This is a genomic window from Streptomyces sp. NPDC000594 (assembly GCF_040299965.1).
Classification (GTDB): domain Bacteria; phylum Actinomycetota; class Actinomycetes; order Streptomycetales; family Streptomycetaceae; genus Streptomyces.
Genome location: NZ_JBEPCY010000023.1, coordinates 23,296 through 46,223, shown reverse-complemented (window position 1 = coordinate 46,223; position 22,928 = coordinate 23,296). Strand labels below are relative to the sequence as shown.

Genomic DNA, 22,928 nt, shown 5'->3' with positions numbered 1-22,928 from the left:
GTGGAGAGGGCCCCCTACGGCTGATTACTGCTTACCGCAGTTCGAGGCCAGCTTCTGCTCGTCCTCCGAGAGAACCGGTCCCGGGGGAGGAGTGGGCGAGGCAGCGGTCGGCTTCTTCGTGGTGTTCTTCCGGTCGTCCTCCGGGGCGCCGCTGGGGCTGGCGCTGGGGGAGGCCGTGGCCTTGGCGGGCGGCGCGGCGGCGACCTTGTCGGCCGCCTCCTGGCGCTTCTCCTCCTTGCGGCAGGCGGAGGCCTGCGCGGAGAGTTCGCCGATCTTCGCCTGGGCCCTGCCGAGGTCCTTCTGGGCGATGGTCGCCTCCACCTGCTTGCGCTGGTAGGGCGGGAGGTACTTGAGTTCGATCTCCGGGTGGTCCTTCTTGACCTCGGAGAGCGAGATCCACGCCAGATCCTGGCTGATGCCCTGGTAGAGGGCGACATGGCCGCTCTTGGTGCCGACGTAGTACTGGGTCTGCGTCCAGCGGTAGCCGCCGTAGAGGCTGCCGCCGATCACCGCGAGGGCGAGGGTGGTGTAGAGCGAGCGCTTCAGCCAGGTGCGGCCCCGGCCGGGCTTCTCGAAGTCGTCGTCGGTGTACGCGTCGAAGCTGCCGTCGGGGGTGCCGTAGTCGTCACCGCCGCCGCCCGCCCGGTCGCCGTGGCCGCGCGGGGTGCGGCCGAGGCCGGAGGCGCGGCCCGCCGGGGTCTGCATGGCCCCGCCGTCGTTCAGCTGGAGCTGGTTCTCGGCGACCGCGCCGACGACCACGGGGGTGTCGCTGAGCTGCGCGGCCATCGGGTCGGCCGCGTCGGTGTCCAGGACATCGGCGACGATGCAGGTGATGTTGTCCGGGCCGCCGCCGCGCAGGGCGAGCTGGATGAGGTTCTGGATGGTCTCCTGGGGGCCCTGGTAGCTGGCCAGGGTCTCCTCCAGGGTCTGGTGGGAGACCACCCCGGAGAGCCCGTCGGAGCAGATCAGATAGCGGTCGCCGATCCGGACCTCGCGGATGGAGAGATCGGGTTCGACATGGTCGCCACTGCCCAGCGCGCGCATCAGCAGGGAGCGCTGCGGGTGGGTGGTGGCCTCCTCCTCGGTGATCCGGCCCTCGTCCACCAGCCGCTGGACCCAGGTGTGGTCCTGGGTGATCTGGGTGAGGACGCCGTCGCGGAGGAGATAGGCGCGGGAGTCGCCGACATGGACCAGGCCGAGTCGCTGGCCGGTCCACAGGAGCGCGGTGAGCGTGGTGCCCATGCCCTCCAGGCGGGGGTCCTCCTCGACCATGGCGCGCAGCTGGTCGTTGGCCCGCTGCACGGCGGAGCCGAGCGAGGTGAGCAGATCGGAGCCGGGGACGTCGTCGTCGAGCGGGACGAGGGTGGAGATGACCTCCGAGGAGGCGACCTCACCGGCGGCCTGGCCGCCCATGCCGTCGGCGATGGCGAGCAGCCGGGGGCCGGCATAGCCGGAGTCCTCGTTGCCCTCCCGGATCATGCCCTTGTGCGATCCGGCGGCGAAGCGCAGAGACAGGCTCATGCGCACCTCGCCGGTCGGCTCGGGGTACAGCCGGTCTCGCGCCACACTGCCCGCCCTCCGGTCGGGAGCCGCCGGTCCCGGTCCGCTTTCGGGACCGTTGTGGCTCGCTCGCTCCGCTCGCTCATTGTCTTACTACTTCCGCAGCTCGATGACGGTCTTGCCGATGCGGATCGGGGCGCCCAGCGGAATCGGTGTCGGGGTGGTGAGCCGGGTCCGTTCGAGATAGGTGCCGTTGGTGGACCCGAGGTCCTCGACGATCCACTGGCCGTCACGGTCCGGGTAGATCCTGGCATGCCTGCTGGACGCGTAGTCGTCGTCCAGGACGATCGTGGAGTCGTGCGCCCGGCCCAGGGTGATGGTCTGGCCCTGGAGCGCGACCGTGGTGCCGGTGAGGCTCCCTTCGGAGACCACCAGCTTGGTGGGCGCGCCCCGGCGCTGGCGGCCGCCGGACTGGCGTCCGGTCGGCTGCTGCCGCTGGGGCGGTGGCGCGGTCTGGCGTGGCTGCTGGGGCCGGGTGTCGCCACCGCGGCGTGAGCCGCGTTGTGTGACACGCGTTCCGAACAGATCGCTGCGGATGACCTGGACGGCCACGATGACGAACAGCCACAGAACGGCCAGGAAACCCAGCCGCATGACCGTCAGGGTCAGCTCTGACATTGCCCCCGCTTCACCCTTCGGCTTGCCGGTAAACGATGGTGGTGCTGCCCACGACGATCCGCGAGCCGTCGCGGAGCGTAGCGCGGGTGGTGTGCTGCCCGTCCACCACGATGCCGTTGGTGGACCCGAGATCCTGGATCGTCGAGGGCGTTCCGGTCCGGATCTCGCAGTGCCGGCGGGAGACGCCGGGGTCGTCGATCCGCACATCGGCGTCGGTGCTGCGACCCAGCACCAGCGTCGGGCGGGAGATCTGATGGCGGGTGCCGTTGATCTCGATCCAGCGCCGTACCTGGCCGCCGGCGGGGGCGGGCCCCGCTCCGGGGCCTCCCGCCGCGGGGCGGTCCGGTACGGAGGAGAGTCCTGGGCGGGCGCCCGGAGGCGGCCCGGCGGGCATCGGGGGCGAGGCGGCCGACGGCGGCCTGCCGTAGCCGGCGGCGGCGTCCCCCGGGCCCGCGGGCGGCTGGCCGCCGCCGGGGCTCTGCGAGGTGCTCGACGCGAGGGTGCGGCTGCGGACCCGGTAGAGGCCGGTGTCGAGGTCGTCGGCCTTCTCCAGATGGACCTTGATCGGGCCCATGAAGGTGTACCGCTGCTGCTTGGCGTAGTCGCGGACGAGTCCGGCCAGCTCGTCGCCGAGCTGGCCCGAGTAGGGGCTCAGGCGCTCGAAGTCGGGCGCGCTCAGCTCCACGATGAAGTCGTTGGGGACGACGGTCCGGTCGCGGTTCCAGATCGTGGCGTTGTTGTCGCACTCGCGCTGGAGGGCGCCGGCGATCTCCACCGGCTGGACCTCGGACTTGAAGACCTTGGCGAAGGTGCCGTTGACCAAGCCTTCGAGGCGCTGCTCGAATCGCTTCAGGACTCCCATCGGGCACCTCCTCCGTTGTCGCCGTCCTGATACTGCTTACTGATCGTATCCACGCGTCGGGAAATCGGCTGGTTCCCCTTGTCTGCCCCGTCGATGAGTGTCACCTCTCACACGGATCGTAGAGGCGCCCTGCTGACAGTGTCCCGCACCCGGGGAGCCCCGGGGAGGAGCGGGGGCGGTGGCAAGGGGGCTCGGGGGCGGGTCCGGTCCCGCTCCTTCCCCTGTGTGCCGTTTGCCCGCCGCCGTCCGCCGTACTCGGGCGCCTGCGCTGGTTTCCGGCTGTTCCGGTTCGGCTCCGGTTCGGCTCCGCTTCTGTTCTGCTTCCGCTTCGGTCCGCTGCTGTTTCGGTCCCGCTCCGGCCCTGGTCCGGCTTCGGTCCGCCCCGGTTCCGCTCCGGCTTCGCCGCCGGGCCCGTACCGGCCGCCGGACCGGCGGGGACTCCGCGTCCCCGAACAAACAGATGTGATTCCACCCTGCGCAGCGTGCTAATCTTCTGCATGTCGCCAGGGGGACACGCCGAGCAAGGCGGGTCAACCAAGCAACAACACCCAATGCGCGGGTGGCGGAATAGGCAGACGCGCTGGATTCAGGTTCCAGTGCCCGAAAGGGCGTGGGGGTTCAACTCCCCCCTCGCGCACCACACCGAAACGGGTGGCATCGATCATGATGCCACCCGTTTCGTCATGTCCGGACGTTTTTCGGCCCCGATGATTCAGGTGTCGGCCGTGTCCTGGGTTCAAACCTTCATCGGAGTGTCCTTCGTCACATTGTTCGTTTCCGTGTGTCGGGTTCGGTGTCGAGTCGCGTGCCGGGTTGTGTGCGGGGTCGTGTGCCGGGCCGGGCTCCCGGGGTGTCCACCTGCCACCCGGTGAGGGGTCGGTCGCGACCTTCGTCGTCGCCGGACGGGACGAAAGTGGACGGCCGGGGGCGGGGGCGGCTTCCTAAGGTGCTGCCGTGAACCTCTCATCGTCGAAGAGCCTGGCCGGACTGCGCAGGGGCTGGTCCTGGCTGGCGGTGTCCGAGCCCTGGTCGCGCCGCCCGGTACCGCCCCGCGGGGTGCCCGGGTGGGGGATGCCCGCCGAGCTGGTGCTGGCGCTGGCGATGGCGCTGGCGGCGTTCGGTATCGAGTACATGTTCGAATCCGTGCCCGTGCGGACCGTCATCGCCACCGCACTGGCCGGGCTGCTCACCCTGCTCCGCCGTCGGCTCCCCATACCCGTACTCATCGTGACCTGCGCTTTCTGCGTCGAACTCGCCGGTCTCTTCTTCGTTCAGATGCTTGTCGGCTGGTCCGCCGGAAGCCGGATCACGGGCACCGGCCGCGCCGTGGCGACCTTCCTCCTCGCGTACGCGGCGGGCCTCGCGGTCGTCGCCGGGTACCCCGGGGCGGATCTGACGCTCACCGTCCCGAGCGCGATCACCCTCACCCTCGCCTATCTGGCGACGGTCGTCGTCCCCGGCCTGGTCAGCCGCTACTGGCGCCAGCGCAGGACCCTGCTCCACGCCCTCCAGGAGCGCAACGCCCAGCTGCTCCGGGAGCGCAGGATGATCGCGGGCCAGGCACGGCTGAGGGAGCGCCAGCGCATCGCCCAGGACATGCACGACAGCCTGGGCCACCAGCTGGCCCTGATCGCCGTGCACACCGGGGCGATGGAGGTGGACCCGGAGCTGACCGGGCGGCAGCGGGAGGCGGTCGGGGTGCTGCGGACCGCCTCCGTGGCCGCCATGCACGAGCTGCGCGAGGTCGTCGGCATCCTCCGGGACGGGGTCGAGGAACCGGCCTCGGGACCGGTGGACGAGACGGAGCGGGCGGCCCGGGGGACCGCCGGTATCGGGGTGCTGGTGGAGACCGCCCGGTCCGCCGGGAACACGGTGGAGCTGCGGACGGAGGGGGAGCCCCGCCCGCTCGCCACCGCCGCCGACCACGCCGCGTACAGGATCGTGCAGGAGGCCCTCACCAACGCCTACAAGCACGCCCCCGGCGCCCCGATCCGGGTGGCGCTGCGCTACGAGCCGGACTCCCTGGTGGTGGAGATCGTCAGCGGTCCGCCCCCGGCGCCGGCCGGCGAGGTGGTCAGCGGCGGGCAGGGGCTCACCGGACTGCGCGAGCGGGCCCGGCTGGTCGGCGGGATGGTGCACACGGGGGTGCTGGACGACGGGGGGTTCCGGGTGGCGGGGGTGCTGCCGTACGGGGCCGTCGGCGGGTCCGGCGACGTCCCCCGTACCGGCACCGCTTCCGCTTCTGGTTCCGTTTCTGGTTCCGCCCCGGCTTCGGGACCGGCTTCGGGACCGGCTTCCGGTCCCGGGGACATGCGGTGGGATCCCCCGGGGGCCTTCCCGGACCCCGGCGGCCCGGCCCTCGACGGGAGCGACCACGAGGCCCTGCTGATGCGGGAGCTGGAGACGAGCCGGCGCCGGGAGCGGACCAGCGGGGTGGGCCTCGGCTGTGCGGTGGCGGCGGGCACGGCGGTGGTGGTCGTGGTGGGGATCGCGGTCGCCCTCGTGTACACGGTCGACTCCTTCGACGCGGGCATGATCGACAGGGCGGAGTACGACCGGATCACCATCGGTACCGCCGAGGCCGAGGTGCGCGAGCGGCTGCCCGAAGGGGACAGCTTCGTCACGAGCGGCCTGGACCGGGACGGGCCCCCGAAGCCCGAGGGGTCCGAGTGCCTGGTGCTGATGGACTCGGAGATGACGGACACCCTGACCACCGAGCCGGTGTTCCGCTTCTGCTTCCGGGACGGAAAGCTGATCGAGAAGAAGGCGTACCACACCGGCCGGTAGCCGGGCGGGCGCCGCTTGACCGTGCGGCGCCCCTGTGGTGTACCTACCTTCTCGGACAGAGAGTGTCCGACAGAGAAAGTGCCGGAGCGGGCCGCCGCCCGGTGGCCATCGGGTGAATGAGGATGACTATGACGGGGGCGCCGATACGGGTTGTCATCGCCGATGACGAGCCGCTGATACGGGCCGGGATCCGGATGATCCTCACCTCGGACCGGGAGATCGAGGTCGTCGCCGAGGCGGCCGACGGGCGCCAGGCGATCGAGCTGGTACGGGCGCACGGCGCCGATGTGGTGCTGCTGGACATCCAGATGCCGGTGATGGACGGGCTGACCGCGATGCGGGAGCTGCGCCGGGCGGCACCCGCCGCACGGGTCGTCATCCTCACGACCTTCGGGGAACGGGACAACGTCCTGCGGGCGCTGGAGTCGGGCGGGGCCGGTTTCCTGCTGAAGGACACCGCGCCCGCCGAGCTGATCGCCGCGGTACGGGCCGCGGCGGCGGGGGACGCCTATCTCTCGCCGGGCGCCACCCGCCATGTGGTCGACCGGCTCGCCACAGGGCACACTGCCTCCCGCAACGAGCGGGCGCGGGCCCGGGTGGCCCAGCTGAGCGCGCGGGAACGGGATGTCCTCGCGCTGCTGGGCGAGGGGCTCTCCAACGCGGACGCGGGACGGCGGCTGCATATGAGCGAGGCCACGGTGAAGACCTATGTCAGCCGGATCCTCGCCAAGCTGGAGTGCGAGAACCGGGTGCAGGCGGCGCTGCTGGCGAGGGACGCGGGGCTGGGGGAGGGCTGACCGTACGGGGTGGTTCCCGGGGTGGTTCCCGGGGTTTTCCACAGGGGGAGACGGGCGGCTCGCGGCCCAGGTACGGTCGGGACGGCCGAACGGTCGGGGAGACGGACGACCGGCGGCCGGACGATCGAGACACGCGGTCCCGGGGTGCGACCCGGGGGCGCGACGGAGGGGGAGGCCGTCGATGACGAGCGGATCCGAGACGGTGCCGCTGTCCACCGGAGGCCCCGGAGGGCCCGGGGGCCGTGGAGCCCTGGGGGGCTTCGGGAGCCTGGGCAGCCTGGGCGTTCAGGGTGGCCAGGGTGGCCAGGGGAGCGCGGGGAGCTTCGGGAGCGGTGGCCCCGGGGCGCGCATCCCGGCGGTGCCCGGGTTCGCCCGGCGCCCCGGCCCCGGCGGTGTGCCCTCGCCCAAGCAGCGGGGGAAGGACCTCCGGGCGCGGGTGCCGCGCTCGGCCCACGATGTGCTGCGCCCGGTCGCGGGGCGGCCCGGCGCCGTCGAGGCGGTCGAGGAGTCCAGCCGGGGCAGGGTCCCCGAGCTGACCCCGATCCGGGTCGGCCGGATGGCCGCCTCGCCCTTCGCCTTCCTGCGGGGCTCGGCCGGGCTGATGGCCCACGATCTGGTCGGCACCCCGGTCACCGGGGTCACCGCCCAGATCTGCGGAGACGCCCACGCCGCCAACTTCGGCCTCTACGGCGACGCCCGCGGCCGGCTGGTCATCGACCTCAACGACTTCGACGAGACCGCCGTCGGCCCCTGGGAGTGGGACGTCAAGAGACTCGCGGTCTCCCTGGTCCTCGCGGGCCGGGTGGCGGGCGCCGATGAGTCCGTCTGCGCCTCCGCCGCCTTCGACGCCATGGGCGCCTACCGGCGGACCATGCGGCTGCTGGCGAAACTGCCCGCCCTCGACGCCTGGAACGCGATAGCCGACGAGGAGCTGGTCTCCCACGCCGACGCCCGCGATCTGCTGGGCACCCTGGAGCGGGTCTCCCAGAAGGCGCGGAACAACACCAGCGCGCGCTTCGCCGCCCGGTCGACCGAGGAGTACACCGACGCCACCGGCTCCGGCCGGCGGTTCGTGGACGCGCCCCCGGTGCTGCGCCGGGTGCCGGACGCGGAGGCGTCGGCCGTCGCCGCCTCGCTGACGGAGTATCTGGGCACGGTCTCCGAGGACCGGCTGCCGCTGCTGGCCCGGTACGAGATCCACGATGTGGCGTTCCGGGTGGTGGGCACCGGCAGTGTCGGGACCCGCTCCTATGTGGTGCTGCTGCTGGACCACCGGGGGGAGCCGCTGGTGCTCCAGGTCAAGGAGGCCCGGCCGTCCGCGCTGCTGCCGCATCTGGCGGCGGCCGGCTTTCCGGGGACCGGCCCGGGGCACGAGGGCCGCCGGGTGGTGCTCGGGCAGAAGCGGATGCAGGTCGTCAGCGACATGCTGCTCGGCTGGACCACGGTGGCGGGCCGCCCCTTCCAGGTCCGGCAGTTCCGCAACCGCAAGGGCAGTGTGGACCCGGCGGCGCTCTCCCCGGACCAGCTCGACGACTACGGGCGGATGACGGGCGCGCTGCTGGCCCGCGCCCATGCCCACAGCGCCGATCCCCGGCTGCTCGCGGGGTACTGCGGCCGGGGCGAGGAGCTGGACGAGGCGCTGGCCCGGTTCGCCGTGGGCTACGCGGACCGTACCGAGGCCGACCACGCCGAGCTGCTGCGGTCGATACGGGCGGGAAGGACGGCCGCCGAGCCGGGGGTGTGAGAGGCCGGGGGTGTGAGAGCCGGCCGCCCCGCGCCCGTACTCTGGGCGGGTGACCCAGGATGTGCCCGGCGGGCCGACGCCCCGGAACGACGAAGAGCAGCAGGCGCAGGCACGGCCGGAGGACCGGCTGGACCGTGCGGTGCGCGCGGCCGAGCAGGCGCTGATCGAGTTCGAGATCGCGCTGGAGACCTTCCGGGTGGAGGTGGAGAACTTCTCCCGCCTCCACCACCAGCGGCTCGGTCCCATGTACGCCCGGCTGGACGAGCTGGACGCGCAGATCGCCGAGGCGCGGGCCGCCCGCAGCGGTGACCCGGAGGATCTGCGCAAGGCCCAGGAGGCCCGTGCGGTGGTGCTGCCGATGCCGGGCGTGGACGAGCTGTTCCACGGCTGGATGGACTCCGACGGTCTCTACCCCGAGGCCGCCGCCATGCTGGGCGGGCAGTCGGTCCGCACCCCGCAGCGGGTGCGGCCGAGCGACGAGGCCCGCAAGCTCTACCGCGAGCTGGCCCGCCGCGCCCACCCCGATCTGGCGCAGGACGAGACGGAGCGGGCCCGGCGGGACGAGTTCATCACCCGGGTGAACGCGGCCTACGCCCTCGGCGACACCGAGGGGCTGCGGGTGCTCGCCGATGAGTGGGCCGCCGGGCCCGAGCCCGCCGCCGCACGGCTGAGCGAGAGCGAGGAGCTGTACGCCCGGCTGGAGTGGCTGGCCCAGCGCAAGGAGCGGCTGGCGGTGGTGGCCAGGGAGCTGGAGGAGAGCGCGATCGGCGCCATGCTCAGGCTGGCGCCGGACGACCCGGACCGGCTGCTGGAGGAGATCGCCGAGCAGCTGCTCGCCCAGGTCGCGGAGCGGGAGACGGAACTGGCCGGGCTGGCCGGATAGGGAGCCGTCCCCGGACGCCGGTGGTTCGGGCATCCTGGGAGGGCCCCGGCGACCGGCCGGGGCGGCCCGGCGCCCGCGTGCTTCCGCACGGGGAGCGCCGTGCACGCGTCCGCGTGCGCCGAGCCGTGTTCGGTGGTCCGGCGTTTCCGGCGCTTCGGCGTTCCGACAAGAGAGGCTTCACCCATGAATTTCGCCCCGCTCCCCTCGGTGGAGGCCGCGGCGGTTCCGGCCGACGGTCTGATCCTGGATGTCCGGGAGGAGGACGAGTGGGAGGCGGGCCATGTCGAGGGCGCGCTGCACATCCCCATGAGCGACTTCGTGGCCCGCTTCGGCGCGGTGACCGAGGCGGTCGCCGAGGGCGCCCGGGCCCATGTGATGTGCCGGGTGGGCGGCCGGTCCGCGCAGGTGACGCAGTATCTGGTGCAGCAGGGCATCGACGCGGTGAACATCGACGGCGGCATGATCGCCTGGCAGTCCGCCGGGCGTCCGATGGTCACCGACAACGGCGCCACCGCGGTCGTCCTCTGATCGCCGTGCCCCCGGTGCCCCGGGGCGGTCCGCCGTCCGGCGCCGCCCCCGGGGCCATGCGGCACCGCTGACCCAGGGGCGTTCGGCACCGCTCCCCCGGGTCGTGGAGCACGGCTTCCCGGGGCCGGTCGCGTGGCTCAGCCGAGGGGGTGGGCCGCCAGCAGATCGCCCAGGGCCTCCTCATGGGCGGCGGCCGGGCCCAGCGACAGCTCCAGATACTTGGCCCAGGCGTGGTACCGGTGGAGCGGCACCTCGGTGTCGGCGCCATGGCCGCCATGGAGATGCTGGGCCGTCTGCACCACCCGGCGGACCCCCTCCGCGGCCCAGATCTTGGCCACGGCCACATCGGCGGCCACCGGCAGCGGTCCGCCCACCCCGGCCGTGCCCGGTGCGGGCGCCAGCCGCCAGGCGGCCTGCCAGAGGGTGGCCTCCATCGCGCGCAGATCCATATAGCGGTCGGCCGTCTGGACCGCGACCGCCTGGAAGGTCGCCAGCGGGTGCCCGAACTGCTCCCGCTTGCCGGTGTACTCGCTCGTCATGGTGAGGACCTGCTCGCCGAGACCGAGGGCGAGCGCACAGGTCCCGGTGGTCAGCAGCAGGCGCAGCCACTCCCAGGCGCCCTCGGCGGCGATCAGCTCCGGGGCGGCCGTGCGGACCCCGTCGAGCGTCACCTCGGCCAGCCGCTCCCCGGTGGTGGTGATCTGGTCGGTGAGGGTGACGCCCGCCCGGTCCGGGGGCAGCAGGGCGACGACCGGCGTACCCCCGTCCCGGTGGGCGGGAACGGCGATCAGATCGGCGGACGGGCCCCAGGGGACGGCGGTCTGCGCCCCGTCGAGCACCCAGGCCCCTGCGGTGCCGTTGCCAGTGGTGCCGTTCCCTGCGGTGCTGCTCCTGGTGGGCCCGCTCCCGGTGGTGGACTCCGGGTGGGCGGTGACGGCCCGCTCGGCCGGGTCATGGCCGGTGCGCCCCTGGGCCGCCGCGGTGATCACCAGCTCGCCCCGGACGATGCCGGGCAGCAGCCGGGCGCACTGCTCCGGAGTGCCGTACCGGGCCAGCGTCATGGCGACCGCGCAGCTCTCCAGCAGGGGCACCCTGGCCAGCACCCGCGCGGACTCGCGCAGCACCAGACAGAGCGCGATGGGGTCGAGTCCCGCGCCGCCGTGCTCCGGCGGGACCACCAGGCCCAGCAGATCGGTGGCGGCCAGCCGGGCCCACAGCTTCCGGTCGAACTCCTGGGCCACGGCGCCCCGGACGAGCGAGGGGCTGGGCACGGAGTCGGGGGCGACATCGGCGAAGACGGCCCGCGCCGCCTCGACGGCCGCCCGCTGCTCCTCGGTGAAGGTGAAGTCCACTGGCCTGTCCTCCCGCACGGTGGTGCCCGGACCGCCGACGTCGTATCTGACGGGCCGTCAAGATAGAGCACGCCGGGGGAAATGAACACAGCCCGAAATGAACACAGCCGGTCCGGCTCAGCGGTCGAAGTCCAGCTCGACCTCTCCGGTCGCCGGGTGGGACTGACAGGCCAGCACATATCCGGCGGAGGTCTCCTCCGGCTCCAGCGCGAAGTTGCGGTCCATCCGCACCTCACCGGAGACCAGAAAGGCACGGCAGGTGCCGCACACCCCGCCCTTGCAGGCATAGGGGGCGTCGGAGCGGGCCCGCAACACCGTCTCCAGCAGGGATTCCCCCTCCCGCACCGGCCAGCTGCCCGAACGGCCGTCGAGGGTCACGGTCAGCGTGGCCCGGTCCGGGGCCGCCGCCGGGGCGGTGACGGGGGCGGAGCCGGTCTCCACATGGAAGATCTCCTGATGGATCCTGCCGCGCTCCACACCGAGCCCCCGCAGCGCCCGGTCCGCCCCGCTGACCAGTCCGAACGGTCCGCAGAGAAACCAGCCGTCGATCCGGGTCACCGGCAGCAGCCGGGGCAGCAGCGCCGACAGCCGCTCCCGGTCCAGCCGGCCCGACTCCAGACCCGCCTGCCGCTCCTCCCGGGAGAGGGCGGTGACCAGCTGGAACCGCTCGGGGTAGCGGTCCTTCACCTCGGCCACCTCGTCCAGGAACATGGTGGAGGCGACCGTACGGTCGCTCCGGATCAGACAGAAACGGGCTTCGGGCTCCCGGGCGAGCAGGGTGGTGACCATGGAGAGCACCGGGGTGATGCCGCTGCCGCCGACCACCGCCGCGAAGTATCCGGGGTGGGGCTCCAGCCGGAAGCGCCCCATCGGCTCCATCACCTCGACGGTGTCGCCGACGGCCAGTTCCTCGATGGCGTAGGTGGAGAACTCCCCGCCGTCCACCCGGCGGATGCCCACCCGTGGTGCGGAGGGCTCGCCGGGCCCGGGGGCGGCGGAGCAGATGGAGTAGGTGCGGCGGATCTCCTCGCCGCCCACCGTCCGGCGCAGGGCGAGATGCTGACCCGGCGTATGGCGGAACCGCGCCCACAGCTCCGGCGGGACGGTGAAGGTGACGGCGACCGAGTCGTCCGTGAGCCGTTCGACCGAGCCGACCCGGAGCCGGTGGAACATCTACAACTCCTTGAAGTGGTCGAAGGGCTCACGACAGCTCACACAGCGGCGCAGCGCCTTGCAGGCGGTGGAGGAGAAGCGGCTCAGCAGCTCGGTGTCGGTCGATCCGCAGTGCGGGCAGCGCACCGAGAGCGTCAGCGGGACCGGCTCGCCCCCGGCGGTCGGGTGCGGCGGTGCGATCCCGGCGGTCGGGCGCGGTGGGGCGATCCCGGACTCGGCGAGCTTGCGCCGCCCCTCGGCGCTGATGTCATCGGTGGACCAGGGCGGGGAGAGCACGGTGACCACCGACACCTCGGTCATGCCCTGCTCCCGCAGCACCCGCTCGATGTCCTCGGCCATGGCCTCGACGGCGGGGCAGCCGGTGTAGGTGGGGGTGAGGGAGACCTCGACCCGCCCGGGGCCGAGCAGCTCGACCCCGCGCATCACGCCCAGCTCCGCCAGGCTCAGCACCGGCAGCTCCGGGTCGGGCACCGCGCCCGCGAGGGCCAGCAGCCGTTTCTCCAGCGCCGTGGTCACCATGACGCCCCCGGATGGCTGCGGTGCAGATGCTGCATCTCGGCGAGCATCCGTCCGAAGGGTTCGGTGTGGATTCCCTGGCGACCCGCCCCGGCCGCCCAGTCGAGGGAGCGCGGCCCCTCGGGGACGGTCAGGGTCGCCCGTACCAGGGTCCCGGTCACGGCCTCAAGCCACTCCGCCTCCAGGGCCTCCCAGTCCACCTCCACCCCCTCGACCGGCCGGAACGGCTCCGCCGTGAACCGCCACAGCGCCGCGCAGGCGCGCCGCATCCGCCGATGGCTCTCCTCGGTCCCGTCGCCCAGCCGGAGGGTCCACCGCTCGGCGTGGTCCCGGTGGTAGGCGACCTCCTTGACCGCCTTGGCCGCGAGCGGTGCGAACGGGCCGCCCCCGGTGGCCAGCCGCCGGTGGAGGAGATGCTGGTGGACGGAGAAGAAGAGCTGGCGGACGACGGTGTGCGCGAAGTCGCCGTTGGGCTGCTCCACCAGCTGGAGATTGCGGAACTCCCGCTCCTCCCGGAGATAGGCCAGCTCGTCCTCGTCCCCCACCAGGGAGAGCAGGACACGGGCCTGGCCCAGCAGATCCAGGGCGATATTGGCGAGGGCGACCTCCTCCTCCAGGACGGGGGCGTGGCCCGCCCACTCGCCGAGGCGGTGCGAGAGCACCAGCGCGTCGTCACCGAGGGCGAGCGCCGCCGTGGTCACCGGGGTGGTCACAGATGCTTCACCCCCTCGGGGATCTCGTAGAAGGTCGGATGGCGGTAGGGCTTGTCGGCGGCGGGCTCGAAGAAGGTGTCCTTCTCGTCCGGTGAGGAGGCGGTGATCTCCGTGGAGGGGACCACCCAGAGGGAGACGCCTTCGCCCCGGCGGGTGTAGAGATCGCGGGCGTTGCGCAGGGCCATCTCGGCGTCGGGGGCGTGCAGGCTGCCGGCGTGGGTGTGCGAGAGGCCGCGCCGGGAGCGGACGAAGACCTCCCACAGGGGCCAGTCGGTGGGGCCGCTCATGCCGTCGTCTCCCGGTGTCCCCTGTGTTCCTGGTGCTCCGGGTGTTCCTGGTGTCCCCCGTGCTTCGGGTGCTCCGGGTCCTCCGGGTGCCCGGGGCGCTGCCGGTGGCGGTCCGCGTGGGCGGTCGCGGCCTCCCGTACCCAGGCGCCGTCCTCATGGGCGCGGCGGCGCTGGGTGATCCGTTCCTCGTTGCACGGGCCGTCGCCGGCGAGGACGCGGTGGAACTCGGCCCAGTCGATGGGGCCGAAGTCATGGTGGCCCCGCTCCTCGTCCCACCGCAGAGCGGGGTCGGGGAGGGTGAGGCCGAGCGCCTCGGCCTGGGGGACGCAGATGTCCACGAAGCGCTGGCGCAGCTCGTCGTTGGAGTGGCGCTTGATCTTCCAGGCCATCGAGCGGGCCGAGTGCGCGGACTCGTCGTCCGGCGGGCCGAACATCATCAGGGACGGCCACCACCAGCGGTCCACCGCGTCCTGGGCCATCCGGTGCTGGGCGGGGGTGCCCCGGGCGAGGGTGAGCAGCAGCTCGTACCCCTGGCGCTGGTGGAAGGACTCCTCCTTGCAGATACGGACCATCGCGCGGGCGTAGGGGCCGTAGGAGCAGCGGCAGAGCGGTACCTGGTTGGTGATCGCGGCGCCGTCCACCAGCCAGCCGATGGCGCCGACATCGGCCCAGGTCAGGGTGGGGTAGTTAAAGATCGAGGAGTAGCGCTGGCGGCCGGTGTGCAGCTTGTCCAGCAGCTCGTCGCGGCTGGTGCCGAGGGTCTCGGCGGCGCTGTAGAGATAGAGCCCGTGGCCCGCCTCGTCCTGGACCTTGGCCAGGAGGATCGCCTTGCGGCGCAGCGAGGGGGCGCGGCTGATCCAGTTGGCCTCGGGCTGCATGCCGATGATCTCGGAGTGGGCGTGCTGGGCCATCTGCCGGATCAGGGTGGCGCGGTAGGCGTCCGGCATCCAGTCGCGGGGCTCGATGCGCTCGTCGGCCGCCACGGTGGCCTCGAACACCGCTGCGTCACGCTCTGTCGTGCCCACGGTCATCGACGTCATAGGACATCCCTACCGACCGATCGTTCGGTTCCTTGACTTCAATGGTGAGTCCCGGGCCCGTAGGGTGTCAACCCTGTGGATAACCGGGGCGGGTCGAGCGGGATCGGGGCGGGATGGGCTCGTACGACGACGGGAACGCCAACAGAACCGCAGACGCAAGCACCGCCAGAACCGCAGGCGGAAGCGCCGACAGGAGCGCCGACGGAACCGCCCCCGGCGGGCTGCTCGCGCTCTCGACCCCGTACCGGATCGCCGCCGCCCTCGCCCTGGCGCTGGTCGCCGTCGTGGCCACCGTCCATATCGGCATGGTCTTCCTCCATGTCGCCCCCGCCAACACCGCCAGCAAGCGGTACGGCGAGGCGATAGACGCCTGGGTCTATCCCGAGTTCGAGCAGAACTGGAAGCTCTTCGCCCCCAACCCGCTCCAGCAGAACACCGCCGTCGAGGTACGGGCCGAGGTCCGCACCCCGGCGGGCGCCCTGCGGACCACCGGCTGGATCGGGCTGACCGCCGAGGACGCCCGGTCGATCCGGGGCAATCCGCTCCCCAGCCATGTCCACCAGAACGAGCTGCGCCGCGCCTGGGACTTCTACGACACCACCCATGACGAGAAGAACCGCGCCACCGGGGACCGGGGCCGGCTCGCCGAGCGGTATCTCCGCCGGATTGCGGTGCTCCGCCTGGACCGGCGCGATCCGGGCGGCACCGTGGAGCGCGTCCGGCTGCGGTCGGTGACCACCCTGGTCCCGGCGCCCCGGTGGAGCGGCGAGAAGACCGACACCCGGCCGTCCCACCGGCTCCTCCCCTGGTGGGAGGTGACCCCGGCCGACCGGCCCGCCGGGGCGGCGGCGCGGGCTCCGGGGGACCGGGGCCCGGACCGGGACCGGGACCGGGACCCGGTGGCCTTCGGGGGGAGGGTCCGATGACGACCGCGCCCCCCTCCGTCCGGATCGCGGACGCCCTCCAGCGGGTCACCGCGAACGCCCTCGGCCCGTACCAGTCCGCCGTCGTCCGGATCGGCTTCGCCGGTACCTGGGCCCTCTTCCTCCTTCGGGAACTGCCCCACCGGCATGAGCTGTACGGGCCCGACGGCCCCTGGAGCTGGGCCCTCGGTGACCGGCTCATCCGGGGCAACGACGCCTTCACCGCGCTGATGTGGACCGACAGCGCCCTGTGGTTCGAGGCGGTCTATCTCCTGGCGCTGGTCTCCGCCGCGCTGCTGGCCCTCGGCTGGCGGACCCGGGCGATGGCGGCGCTGTTCATGGCGGGGGTGCTGTCGCTCCAGAACCGTTCCGTCCTCATGGGGGACGGCGGTGACAACATCATCCATCTGGTCGCGATCTATCTGGTGGCCACCCGCTGCGGTCAGGTCTGGTCGCTCGACGCCCGGCGCGCCGCCCGGCAGCGGGCCCGCACCGCGCAGACCCCCGGCCCGGCCGGAGACCCGGCGGGGGCGGCACCGGCGGACCGGGTCGGCCCCGTGCTCTGGACGGTCCTCGGGGCCCTGCTGATCACCGGGACCCTGCTGAACCGCTCCGGCTTCGGGATCCTGACGCTGCTCTGGGCGGTCTGGACCGGACTCGGCCTGTGGTGGCTGCTGAACCGCTGTGCCCCGGCCTCCCAGCCCCGGCTGCTCCTGGACACCCTCGCCAACATCCTCCACAACGCCGCCCTTGTGGTGATCATGGCGGAGGTCTGTCTGATCTACGCCACCGCCGGCTGGTACAAGATCCAGGGATCCCGCTGGCAGGACGGCACCGCGCTGCACTACCCGCTCCAGCTGGAGTACTTCACCCCCTGGCCCGCCCTCTCCGATCTGCTGGCGTCCCATGGGCTGCTGGTGATGGCCCTCTCCTACGGGACCGTCGCCGTCCAGGTCGCCTTTCCGTTCACCCTCTTCAACCGGCGGATCAAGAACATCCTGCTGGTGGTGATGATCGCCGAGCATGCGGCCATCGCCGTGGTGCTGGGACTGCCGTTCTTCTCGCTGGCGATGATCGCCGCCGACGCGGTCTTCCTCCCCACGGCCTTTCTGCTCCGGCTGGGCGTCCGCTCGGCCCGGCTGCGCGACCGTCTCACCGCCCTGGTGCGCGGCGGGCCGTACGGACGGAAGGAGCGGGAGGAGCAGCGGGAGGAGTGGGACGAGCGCCAGGGCCCACGGCCCCCGGAGCACGACCCGCGCCCCGTAGCCTGAGGCGATGAGCGAGAACGGCACCCCTGCGGCGGCGGACCCCGTACGGCAATGGCGGCAGTGGCGGGAGGCACCGTCCCAGGGGACGGCGCAGGGTTCCCTCTTCCCCGCCCCCGTGAAGGGCGGGGAGCGGCGGCCGGAGGCGGCCTGGGAGCGGGCGCTGGAGGAGGCGCCGGAACCCGAGCCGGAGACCGTGCTGCTCGATGGCTTCCATGCGCTGAAGCACGCCCTCCGCTTCGGTGCGGAGGTGCGGACCGCGCTCACCAGCGACCGGGAGGCCGTGCTCGCGCTCGCCGACGATCTCGCCCCGGATGTACGGGAGCGGGTCGCGGGGCTGCTCACCGAGGTGCCCCTGGAGACCCTGCGCGAGCTGGTGCCCCGGGTCCACCCCACCCGGGTCGCCGCCCTCGCCCTTCGGCCCGACCGCACGGCCAACCTCGGTCTGCTGACCGAGCGCCCCCGGCGGTCACCCGTCGTCGTCCTGGACAACCCGCGCAACCTCGGGAATGTGGGCGCGGTGGTCCGCCTCGCCGCAGGCTTCGGCGCCACCGGCGTGGTCACCACCGGGGACATCGACCCCTGGCACCCGAACGCGGTCCGCGCGGGAGCCGGACTGCACTACGCCACCGCCGTGGAACGGCTGCCCGGCGACGGCCTCCCCCCGGGGCCGCTCCTGGTGCTCGACCCCGAGGGCGAGGACATCCGGTCGATGACCCTCCCCGATGACGCGCTGCTGGTCTTCGGCTCCGAACGGCACGGTGTCTCGCCGGAGCTGCGCTCCCGGGCCACCCGGCTGCTCGCGCTGCCGATGCGCCCCCAGGTCTCCAGCTACAACCTCGCCACCAGTGTGGCCATGGCCCTCTTCCACTGGGGAGGCACCCCGGACCAGGCCGGACCGACGGACCGACCGAGGGCCTGAGCGCCTGGACCGGGGGCCTGACCGGGGCGGACCGGGCGGGCCCGGGGCGGCTCAGCCCTGGCGCCGCACCTCCACCGTCCGGAAACGGTTGGCGACGAACGCGGCGTCGCACAGCGCCGCGTTGGCCGAGGGATTGCCACCGGAGCCATGGAAGTCGGAGAAGGCCGCCGTCTGATTGACGTACACCCCGCCGGTCAGATTGAGCGAGAGCTGTGCCGACTCCTCCAGACAGACCTCCTCGATCGCGCGCTCCGTCTCCCGGGAGGTGGTGTACGCGCCGACCGTCATCACGCCCTGTTCCCGGATGGTGCTCCGCAGCAGCTCCAGGGCGGCGGCGGTGGAGTCCACGGCGACGGCGAAGGACACCGGGCCGAAGCACTCCGAGCGGTACACCGACTCCGACTCCGGCTTGGCGCCGTCGAGTTTGACGATCACCGGGGTCCGCACCACGGCGTCCGGGAACTCCGGATGGGCGATCTTCCGGGTGGGCAGGGCGACCTCGCCGAGATCCGCCGCTCCGTCCAGCCGTTTCTTGACCTCCGGATTGACCAGGGCGCCCAGCACGGCGTTGGCCCGGGTGTCGTCGCCGAGCAGGCCGCCCACCGAGGCCGCCAGATCGTTCACCACCTCGTCGTAGGACTTGTGGCCCGTGTCGGTGGCGACGCCGTCCCGGGGGATCAGCAGATTCTGCGGGGTGGTGCACATCTGGCCGCTGTAGAGGGAGAGCGAGAAGGCCAGATTGGAGAGCATCCCCCGGTAGTCGTCGGTGGAGTCCACGACGACCGTATTGACCCCGGCCTTCTCCGTGTACACCTGGGCCTGGCGGGCATGGGTCTCCAGCCAGTCGCCGAAGGCGGTGGAGCCGGTGTAGTCGATGATCCTGATCTCGGGGCGGACCGCGAGCGTCTTCGCGATGCCCTCGCCGGGCCGCTCGGTGGCGAGCGCCACCAGCTGGGGGTCGAACCCGGCCTCGGCCAGCACCTCACGGGCGGTCCGCACGGTGAGCGCGAGCGGCAGCACCGCCCGGGGGTGCGGCTTGACCAGCACCGGATTGCCGGTGGCCAGCGAGGCGAAGATCCCGGGATAGCCGTTCCAGGTGGGGAAGGTGTTGCAGCCGATCACCAGGGCGATGCCCCGGCCGGCGGCGGTGAAGCTCTTCCGCAGCTCCAGCGGATCCCGCTTGCCCTGCGGCTTGACCCACTCCGCGGCGGCGGGGACCCGGGTCTGCTCGGCATAGGCGTACGCCACCGCCTCCAGACCGCGGTCCTGGGCGTGCGGCCCGCCCGCCTGGAACGCCATCATGAACGCCTGCCCGCTGGTGTGCATCACCGCGTGCGCGAACTCATGGGTGCGGGCGCTGATCCGGGACAGGATCTCCAGGCAGACCAGCGCCCGCAGCTCGGGGCCCGCCTCCCGCCAGGCGGCCATGCCCGCCCGCATCGCCGGGAGCAGCACATCGGGGTCGACATGCGGATATTCGATGCCCAGCTCGGGGCCGTAGGGCGAGACCTCGCCGCCCGTCCAGCCGTCGGTGCCGGGCTGGTCCAGCTCGAAGCGGCCACCGCGCAGCGCCTCGAAGGCGGCGAGGCCGTCGGCGGGTGCGCTCTCGCCGTAGGCCTTGGGGTGTTCGGGGTGCGGGGACCAGTACGCGCGGGTGCGGATCGCCTCAAGGGCCTGATCGAGCGTCGGCCGGTGGCGCTCGGTCAGCCGGGTCTCGGTCAGTTGCATGACGGACCAACTCCTCGTCGAGCTGGGCGGGAACGGACGGACAGGGTTAGAGTAACCGAACGATCGGTCGGTACAAGGGGGCCTGTCAAACCTGTGGAAAACTCATCCGGGAGGATCACTCCCATGAGCGCCGAAGAGAACGCCGGCCTGGATCCGCGCCGCACGGTCGCCGTGGTCGGCACCGGCACCATGGGCCAGGGCATCGCCCAGGTCGCGCTGGTCGCGGGGCATCCCGTACGCCTCCACGACAGCCTGCCCGGCCGGGCCGAGGAGGCCGCGGCGGCCATCGGCGCCCGGCTCGACCGGCTGGTCGACAAGGGCCGGATGACCGCGGACGCGCGGGACGCCGCCCGCGCCCGGCTCCACCCGGCGGCCGGCCTCGGGGATCTCTCCGACGCCGCACTGGTCGTCGAGGCGGTCGCGGAGCGGCTCGACGTCAAGCGGGAACTGTTCGCCGCCCTGGAGGAGACCGTCGCCGACGACTGTCTCCTCGCCACCAACACCTCCTCCCTCCCGGTGACCGCCGTGGCGGGCGGACTCCGTCTCCCCGGCCGCTTCGTCGGCCTCCACTTCTTCAACCCCGCACCGCTGCTCCCGCTGGTCGAGGTGGTCAGCGGCCATGCCACGGAGCCCGCCGTGGCGGCCCGTGCCCGGGCCACCGTCGCGGCCTGGGGCAAGACCCCCGTACACAGCGCCGACCTGCCCGGTTTCATCGTGAACCGGATCGCCAGGCCGTTCTACGCCGAGGGCTTCGCGGTGTACGAGGACCGGGGCGCGGACCCCGCCACCATCGATGCCGTCCTCCGTGAGTGCGGCGGATTCCGGATGGGTCCCTTCGAACTCACCGACCTCATCGGCCAGGACATCAATGAGGCGGTCACCCACTCGGTGTGGGAGGCGTTCTTCCGGAACGTGAAGTTCACCCCGTCGCTGGCCCAGCGGAGGCTGGTGGAGGCCGGGCTGCTCGGCCGGAAGACCGGCCGGGGCTGGTACGACCATGGACCGGACGCCGTCCGTCCGGAACCGCACACCGCCCCGCCCGAGCCCGCTCCGGCGTATGTCATCGGCGGCGGCGACCTCGGCCCCGCCGCCGAACTGCTGCCGCTGATGCGGGAGTCCGGGATCACGGTCCGCCCGGGGAACGAGGAGGCCGACCTCCAGCTGCTGCTTCCCAGTGGCGGTCAGCTGGTCCTCGCCGACGGGCAGAGCTCCGCCGAGTTCCGCGATGTCGTCTACTTCGACCTCGCCCTCGACTACCGCGCCGCCACGCGGATCGCGCTCTCCGCCGCCCCCCACACCGGCGACCGCACCCTGCGCGAGGCGATCGGACTCTTCCAGGCGCTCGGCAAGAAGGTCAGCGTCATCGGGGACGTACCGGGCATGATCGTGGCCCGGACCGTCGCCCGGCTGATCGACCTCGCCGCCGACGCGGTGGCGAAGGGCGTCGCCACCGGGGAGGACATCGACACCGCGATGCGGCTGGGGGTCAACTACCCGATCGGGCCGCTCGCATGGAACCGCCGTCTCCCCTCCGGCTACATCCATGACCTCCTGGACGCCCTGCACACCCGGGTGCCGGACGGGCGGTACGCTCCCTCACTCGCGCTCTTCCAGCTCTCCTCGGCCGAGGACCATGCCGAGGACCATGACGGGGGCGACGACCGGGACGGCGGCGAGGACGGCGTGGCAGGTGCCGGCGGCGGGCGAGCGGGAGCGGAAGCCGGAGAAGGAGCGCAGTCATGACCACGCCGAAGCGGGACACGTACACCCCGGAGACCCTGCTGACCGTCGCCGTCCGCGTCTTCAACGAACGCGGCTACGACGGCACCTCCATGGAGCATCTCTCCCAGGCGGCGGGGATCTCCAAGTCCTCCATCTACCACCATGTCTCCGGCAAGGAGGAGCTGCTGCGCCGGGCCGTGAGCCGGGCCATCGACGCGCTCTTCGCGATCCTGGAGGAGCCGGGGGCACGGGACGGGCGCGCGATCGAACGGGTCGAGTACGTCACCCGGCGCACCGTGGAGGTGCTGATCGCGGAGCTGCCCCATGTGACCCTGCTGCTGCGGGTCCGGGGGAACACCACCACCGAGCGCTGGGCGATGGAACGCCGCCGGGAGTTCGACCAGCGGGTCGCGGATCTGCTGAAGGCGGCGGCGGCCGACGGTGACCTCCGCGCCGATGTGGACATCAAGCTGGCGACCCGGCTGCTCTTCGGCATGATCAACTCGCTGGTGGAGTGGTACCGGCCGCAGTCCCAGGGCGGGGGGCAGGACGGGGACCGGCTCGCCGAGACGGTGGTGCGGCTCGCCTTCGGCGGGCTGCGGACGGAGCACGCGGCGGCGGACCGGGGCTGACCCGCCGCCCACCGGGCTCCCCGGCCGCCCCCTTTCCCCGTCGGCCGCTGGTCAGCCGGGCTGCTCGCCCTCGCCGCCGTCCGCCGCCCGGTCCGCCGGGGCCGGGTGCATCGCGGGCAGATCCGTCTCCTCGAAGACCAGCAGGGTCCGCGTGGACAGCACCTCCGGCATCGACTGGAGCTGGGTCAGCACCAGCTCCCGCAGGGTGCGGTTGTCCGGTGTGTGCACCAGCAGCAGTACATCGAAATCGCCGCTGACCAGGGCTATGTGCGCGGCCCCCGGCAGCGCCCGCAGCCGTTCCCGTACCGTGCGCCAGGAGTTCTGCACGATCTTGAGCGTGATGTAGGCGGAGGCGCCCTGACCCGCGCGTTCATGGTCGATACGGGCCCCGAAGCCCCGGATGACCCCGTCGTCGACGAGCCGGTTGATCCGCGAGTAGGCATTGGCCCGCGACACATGGACCCGCTCGGCGACGGAGCGGATGGACGCCCGGCCCTCGGACTCCAGGATGCCCAGGATGGCCCGGTCGATGGTGTCCAGCGGCCGGGGTACGGGCGCGGGGCCGGTGACCGGCTCGGACCGGTCCGCGACGACCGGGGCCGTACGGGCCGCTCCGCCGTCGCCCGAACGGGCCGTTCCGGCCTCGCCCGGTGCGGCGGGGGCCTCCGGTTCCGTGGCCTCCGGTCCCGCCCGGAACCCGTTCTCGGCCATTTGTTCAGGACACATATCCCCCCGCCTCCCCGGCATGGACGACCTGTGCCCATCACAGGCTGTGGAGAACCGTTTGTCCACAGGCTGGAGGCGGCTGTAGCCAAAATGCGTCCACGACCGAACAATCGGTAGGTGAGGCGCGCCACATTCCGGCCGCTTCGTCGC

At 72.7% G+C, this 22,928-nt stretch carries 21 protein-coding genes and 1 tRNA gene; 11 read left to right on the top strand and 11 right to left on the bottom strand.

Features of this window, described 5'->3' with window-relative positions:
* Window positions 1-24: 24 nt before the first annotated feature.
* From ABT354_RS26335 to ABT354_RS26325, 3 genes are all read right to left on the bottom strand, one after another.
* Window positions 25-1,521, bottom strand: a complete 1,497-nt coding sequence (locus tag ABT354_RS26335) for a PP2C family protein-serine/threonine phosphatase (protein WP_502983506.1) — start codon at window positions 1,519-1,521, stop codon at window positions 25-27.
* Between the two features lie 132 nt (window positions 1,522-1,653).
* Window positions 1,654-2,178 carry an FHA domain-containing protein FhaB/FipA gene (locus ABT354_RS26330; protein ID WP_351498089.1) on the bottom strand — a complete coding sequence of 175 codons (525 nt, stop codon included), beginning with the start codon at window positions 2,176-2,178 and terminating at the stop codon, window positions 1,654-1,656.
* 10 nt (window positions 2,179-2,188) lie between these two features.
* Complete coding sequence (locus ABT354_RS26325; protein ID WP_351498087.1) at window positions 2,189-3,040, bottom strand: FHA domain-containing protein; 852 nt, start codon at window positions 3,038-3,040, stop codon at window positions 2,189-2,191.
* A 553-nt stretch (window positions 3,041-3,593) separates the two neighbouring features.
* Here ABT354_RS26325 and ABT354_RS26320 point away from each other — a divergent pair.
* The 6 genes from ABT354_RS26320 (at window position 3,594) to ABT354_RS26295 (ending at window position 9,779) form a co-directional block, all read left to right on the top strand.
* Window positions 3,594-3,680 (top strand) — tRNA-Leu (locus tag ABT354_RS26320).
* Between the two features lie 314 nt (window positions 3,681-3,994).
* Window positions 3,995-5,827, top strand: a complete 1,833-nt coding sequence (locus ABT354_RS26315) for a sensor histidine kinase (RefSeq protein ID WP_351498085.1) — start codon at window positions 3,995-3,997, stop codon at window positions 5,825-5,827.
* Between the two features lie 128 nt (window positions 5,828-5,955).
* Complete coding sequence (locus tag ABT354_RS26310; protein WP_351498083.1) at window positions 5,956-6,624, top strand: response regulator; 669 nt, start codon at window positions 5,956-5,958, stop codon at window positions 6,622-6,624.
* 181 nt (window positions 6,625-6,805) lie between these two features.
* A complete protein-coding gene (locus ABT354_RS26305; protein ID WP_351498081.1) occupies window positions 6,806-8,368 on the top strand; it encodes a DUF2252 domain-containing protein in 1,563 nt (520 codons plus the stop codon).
* A 49-nt stretch (window positions 8,369-8,417) separates the two neighbouring features.
* Window positions 8,418-9,251, top strand: a complete 834-nt coding sequence (locus ABT354_RS26300) for a J domain-containing protein (RefSeq protein WP_351498079.1) — start codon at window positions 8,418-8,420, stop codon at window positions 9,249-9,251.
* A gap of 183 nt (window positions 9,252-9,434) precedes the next feature.
* On the top strand, window positions 9,435-9,779 hold the full coding sequence (locus ABT354_RS26295) for a rhodanese-like domain-containing protein (protein ID WP_351498077.1): 345 nt from the start codon (window positions 9,435-9,437) through the stop codon (window positions 9,777-9,779).
* Window positions 9,780-9,916: 137 nt separating this feature from the next.
* Here ABT354_RS26295 and ABT354_RS26290 read toward each other — a convergent pair whose 3' ends face one another.
* The 6 genes from ABT354_RS26290 to paaA form a co-directional block, all read right to left on the bottom strand.
* Window positions 9,917-11,131, bottom strand: coding sequence for an acyl-CoA dehydrogenase family protein (locus ABT354_RS26290; RefSeq protein WP_351498075.1), 1,215 nt, complete (start codon window positions 11,129-11,131; stop codon window positions 9,917-9,919).
* 117 nt (window positions 11,132-11,248) lie between these two features.
* Entirely contained in the window at window positions 11,249-12,304 is a 1,056-nt protein-coding gene (locus ABT354_RS26285) for a 2Fe-2S iron-sulfur cluster-binding protein (RefSeq protein WP_351498073.1), read from the bottom strand.
* Window positions 12,305-12,823: a 1,2-phenylacetyl-CoA epoxidase subunit PaaD gene (paaD, locus tag ABT354_RS26280; RefSeq protein ID WP_351498071.1), complete on the bottom strand. Its 519-nt coding sequence runs from the start codon at window positions 12,821-12,823 to the stop codon at window positions 12,305-12,307.
* Window positions 12,817-13,533, bottom strand: a complete 717-nt coding sequence (paaC, locus tag ABT354_RS26275; RefSeq protein WP_351498069.1) for a 1,2-phenylacetyl-CoA epoxidase subunit PaaC — start codon at window positions 13,531-13,533, stop codon at window positions 12,817-12,819. Before paaC ends, paaD begins: the two co-directional genes overlap by 7 nt.
* Window positions 13,530-13,820 (bottom strand): 1,2-phenylacetyl-CoA epoxidase subunit PaaB, encoded by a 291-nt coding sequence (gene paaB / locus ABT354_RS26270; RefSeq protein ID WP_351498067.1) that lies wholly within the window; start codon window positions 13,818-13,820, stop codon window positions 13,530-13,532. The genes paaC and paaB overlap by 4 nt, the downstream gene beginning before the upstream one ends.
* On the bottom strand, window positions 13,817-14,860 hold the full coding sequence (gene paaA, locus ABT354_RS26265; protein WP_351498065.1) for a 1,2-phenylacetyl-CoA epoxidase subunit PaaA: 1,044 nt from the start codon (window positions 14,858-14,860) through the stop codon (window positions 13,817-13,819). The genes paaB and paaA overlap by 4 nt, the downstream gene beginning before the upstream one ends.
* Before the next feature lie 113 nt (window positions 14,861-14,973).
* Here paaA and ABT354_RS26260 point away from each other — a divergent pair, with 113 nt between their 5' ends.
* Genes ABT354_RS26260 through ABT354_RS26250 form a run of 3 tightly spaced genes read left to right on the top strand, consistent with a single transcriptional unit; the run spans window position 14,974 to window position 17,970 of the window.
* A complete protein-coding gene (locus ABT354_RS26260) occupies window positions 14,974-15,786 on the top strand; it encodes a DUF5819 family protein (RefSeq protein WP_351498063.1) in 813 nt (270 codons plus the stop codon).
* On the top strand, window positions 15,783-17,054 hold the full coding sequence (locus ABT354_RS26255) for an HTTM domain-containing protein (RefSeq protein WP_351498061.1): 1,272 nt from the start codon (window positions 15,783-15,785) through the stop codon (window positions 17,052-17,054). The genes ABT354_RS26260 and ABT354_RS26255 overlap by 4 nt, the downstream gene beginning before the upstream one ends.
* Window positions 17,055-17,058: 4 nt before the next feature.
* The gene (locus tag ABT354_RS26250) at window positions 17,059-17,970 is read left to right on the top strand and encodes a TrmH family RNA methyltransferase (protein ID WP_351498059.1); all 912 of its coding nucleotides are present in this window, start codon (window positions 17,059-17,061) and stop codon (window positions 17,968-17,970) included.
* 51 nt (window positions 17,971-18,021) lie between these two features.
* Here the strand turns inward: ABT354_RS26250 and paaN are convergent, their stop codons facing one another.
* Window positions 18,022-19,698: a phenylacetic acid degradation protein PaaN gene (paaN, locus tag ABT354_RS26245; protein ID WP_351498057.1), complete on the bottom strand. Its 1,677-nt coding sequence runs from the start codon at window positions 19,696-19,698 to the stop codon at window positions 18,022-18,024.
* Window positions 19,699-19,821: 123 nt separating this feature from the next.
* On the opposite strand from paaN, the gene ABT354_RS26240 reads away from it, so the two are divergent.
* Complete coding sequence (locus ABT354_RS26240) at window positions 19,822-21,441, top strand: 3-hydroxyacyl-CoA dehydrogenase (RefSeq protein ID WP_351498055.1); 1,620 nt, start codon at window positions 19,822-19,824, stop codon at window positions 21,439-21,441.
* The gene (locus ABT354_RS26235; RefSeq protein ID WP_351498053.1) at window positions 21,438-22,052 is read left to right on the top strand and encodes a TetR/AcrR family transcriptional regulator; all 615 of its coding nucleotides are present in this window, start codon (window positions 21,438-21,440) and stop codon (window positions 22,050-22,052) included. Before ABT354_RS26240 ends, ABT354_RS26235 begins: the two co-directional genes overlap by 4 nt.
* Window positions 22,053-22,103: 51 nt before the next feature.
* On the opposite strand, the gene ABT354_RS26230 is transcribed toward ABT354_RS26235, so the two are convergent.
* Entirely contained in the window at window positions 22,104-22,778 is a 675-nt protein-coding gene (locus ABT354_RS26230) for an Lrp/AsnC family transcriptional regulator (protein WP_502983505.1), read from the bottom strand.
* Between the last annotated feature and the right edge of the window lie 150 nt (window positions 22,779-22,928).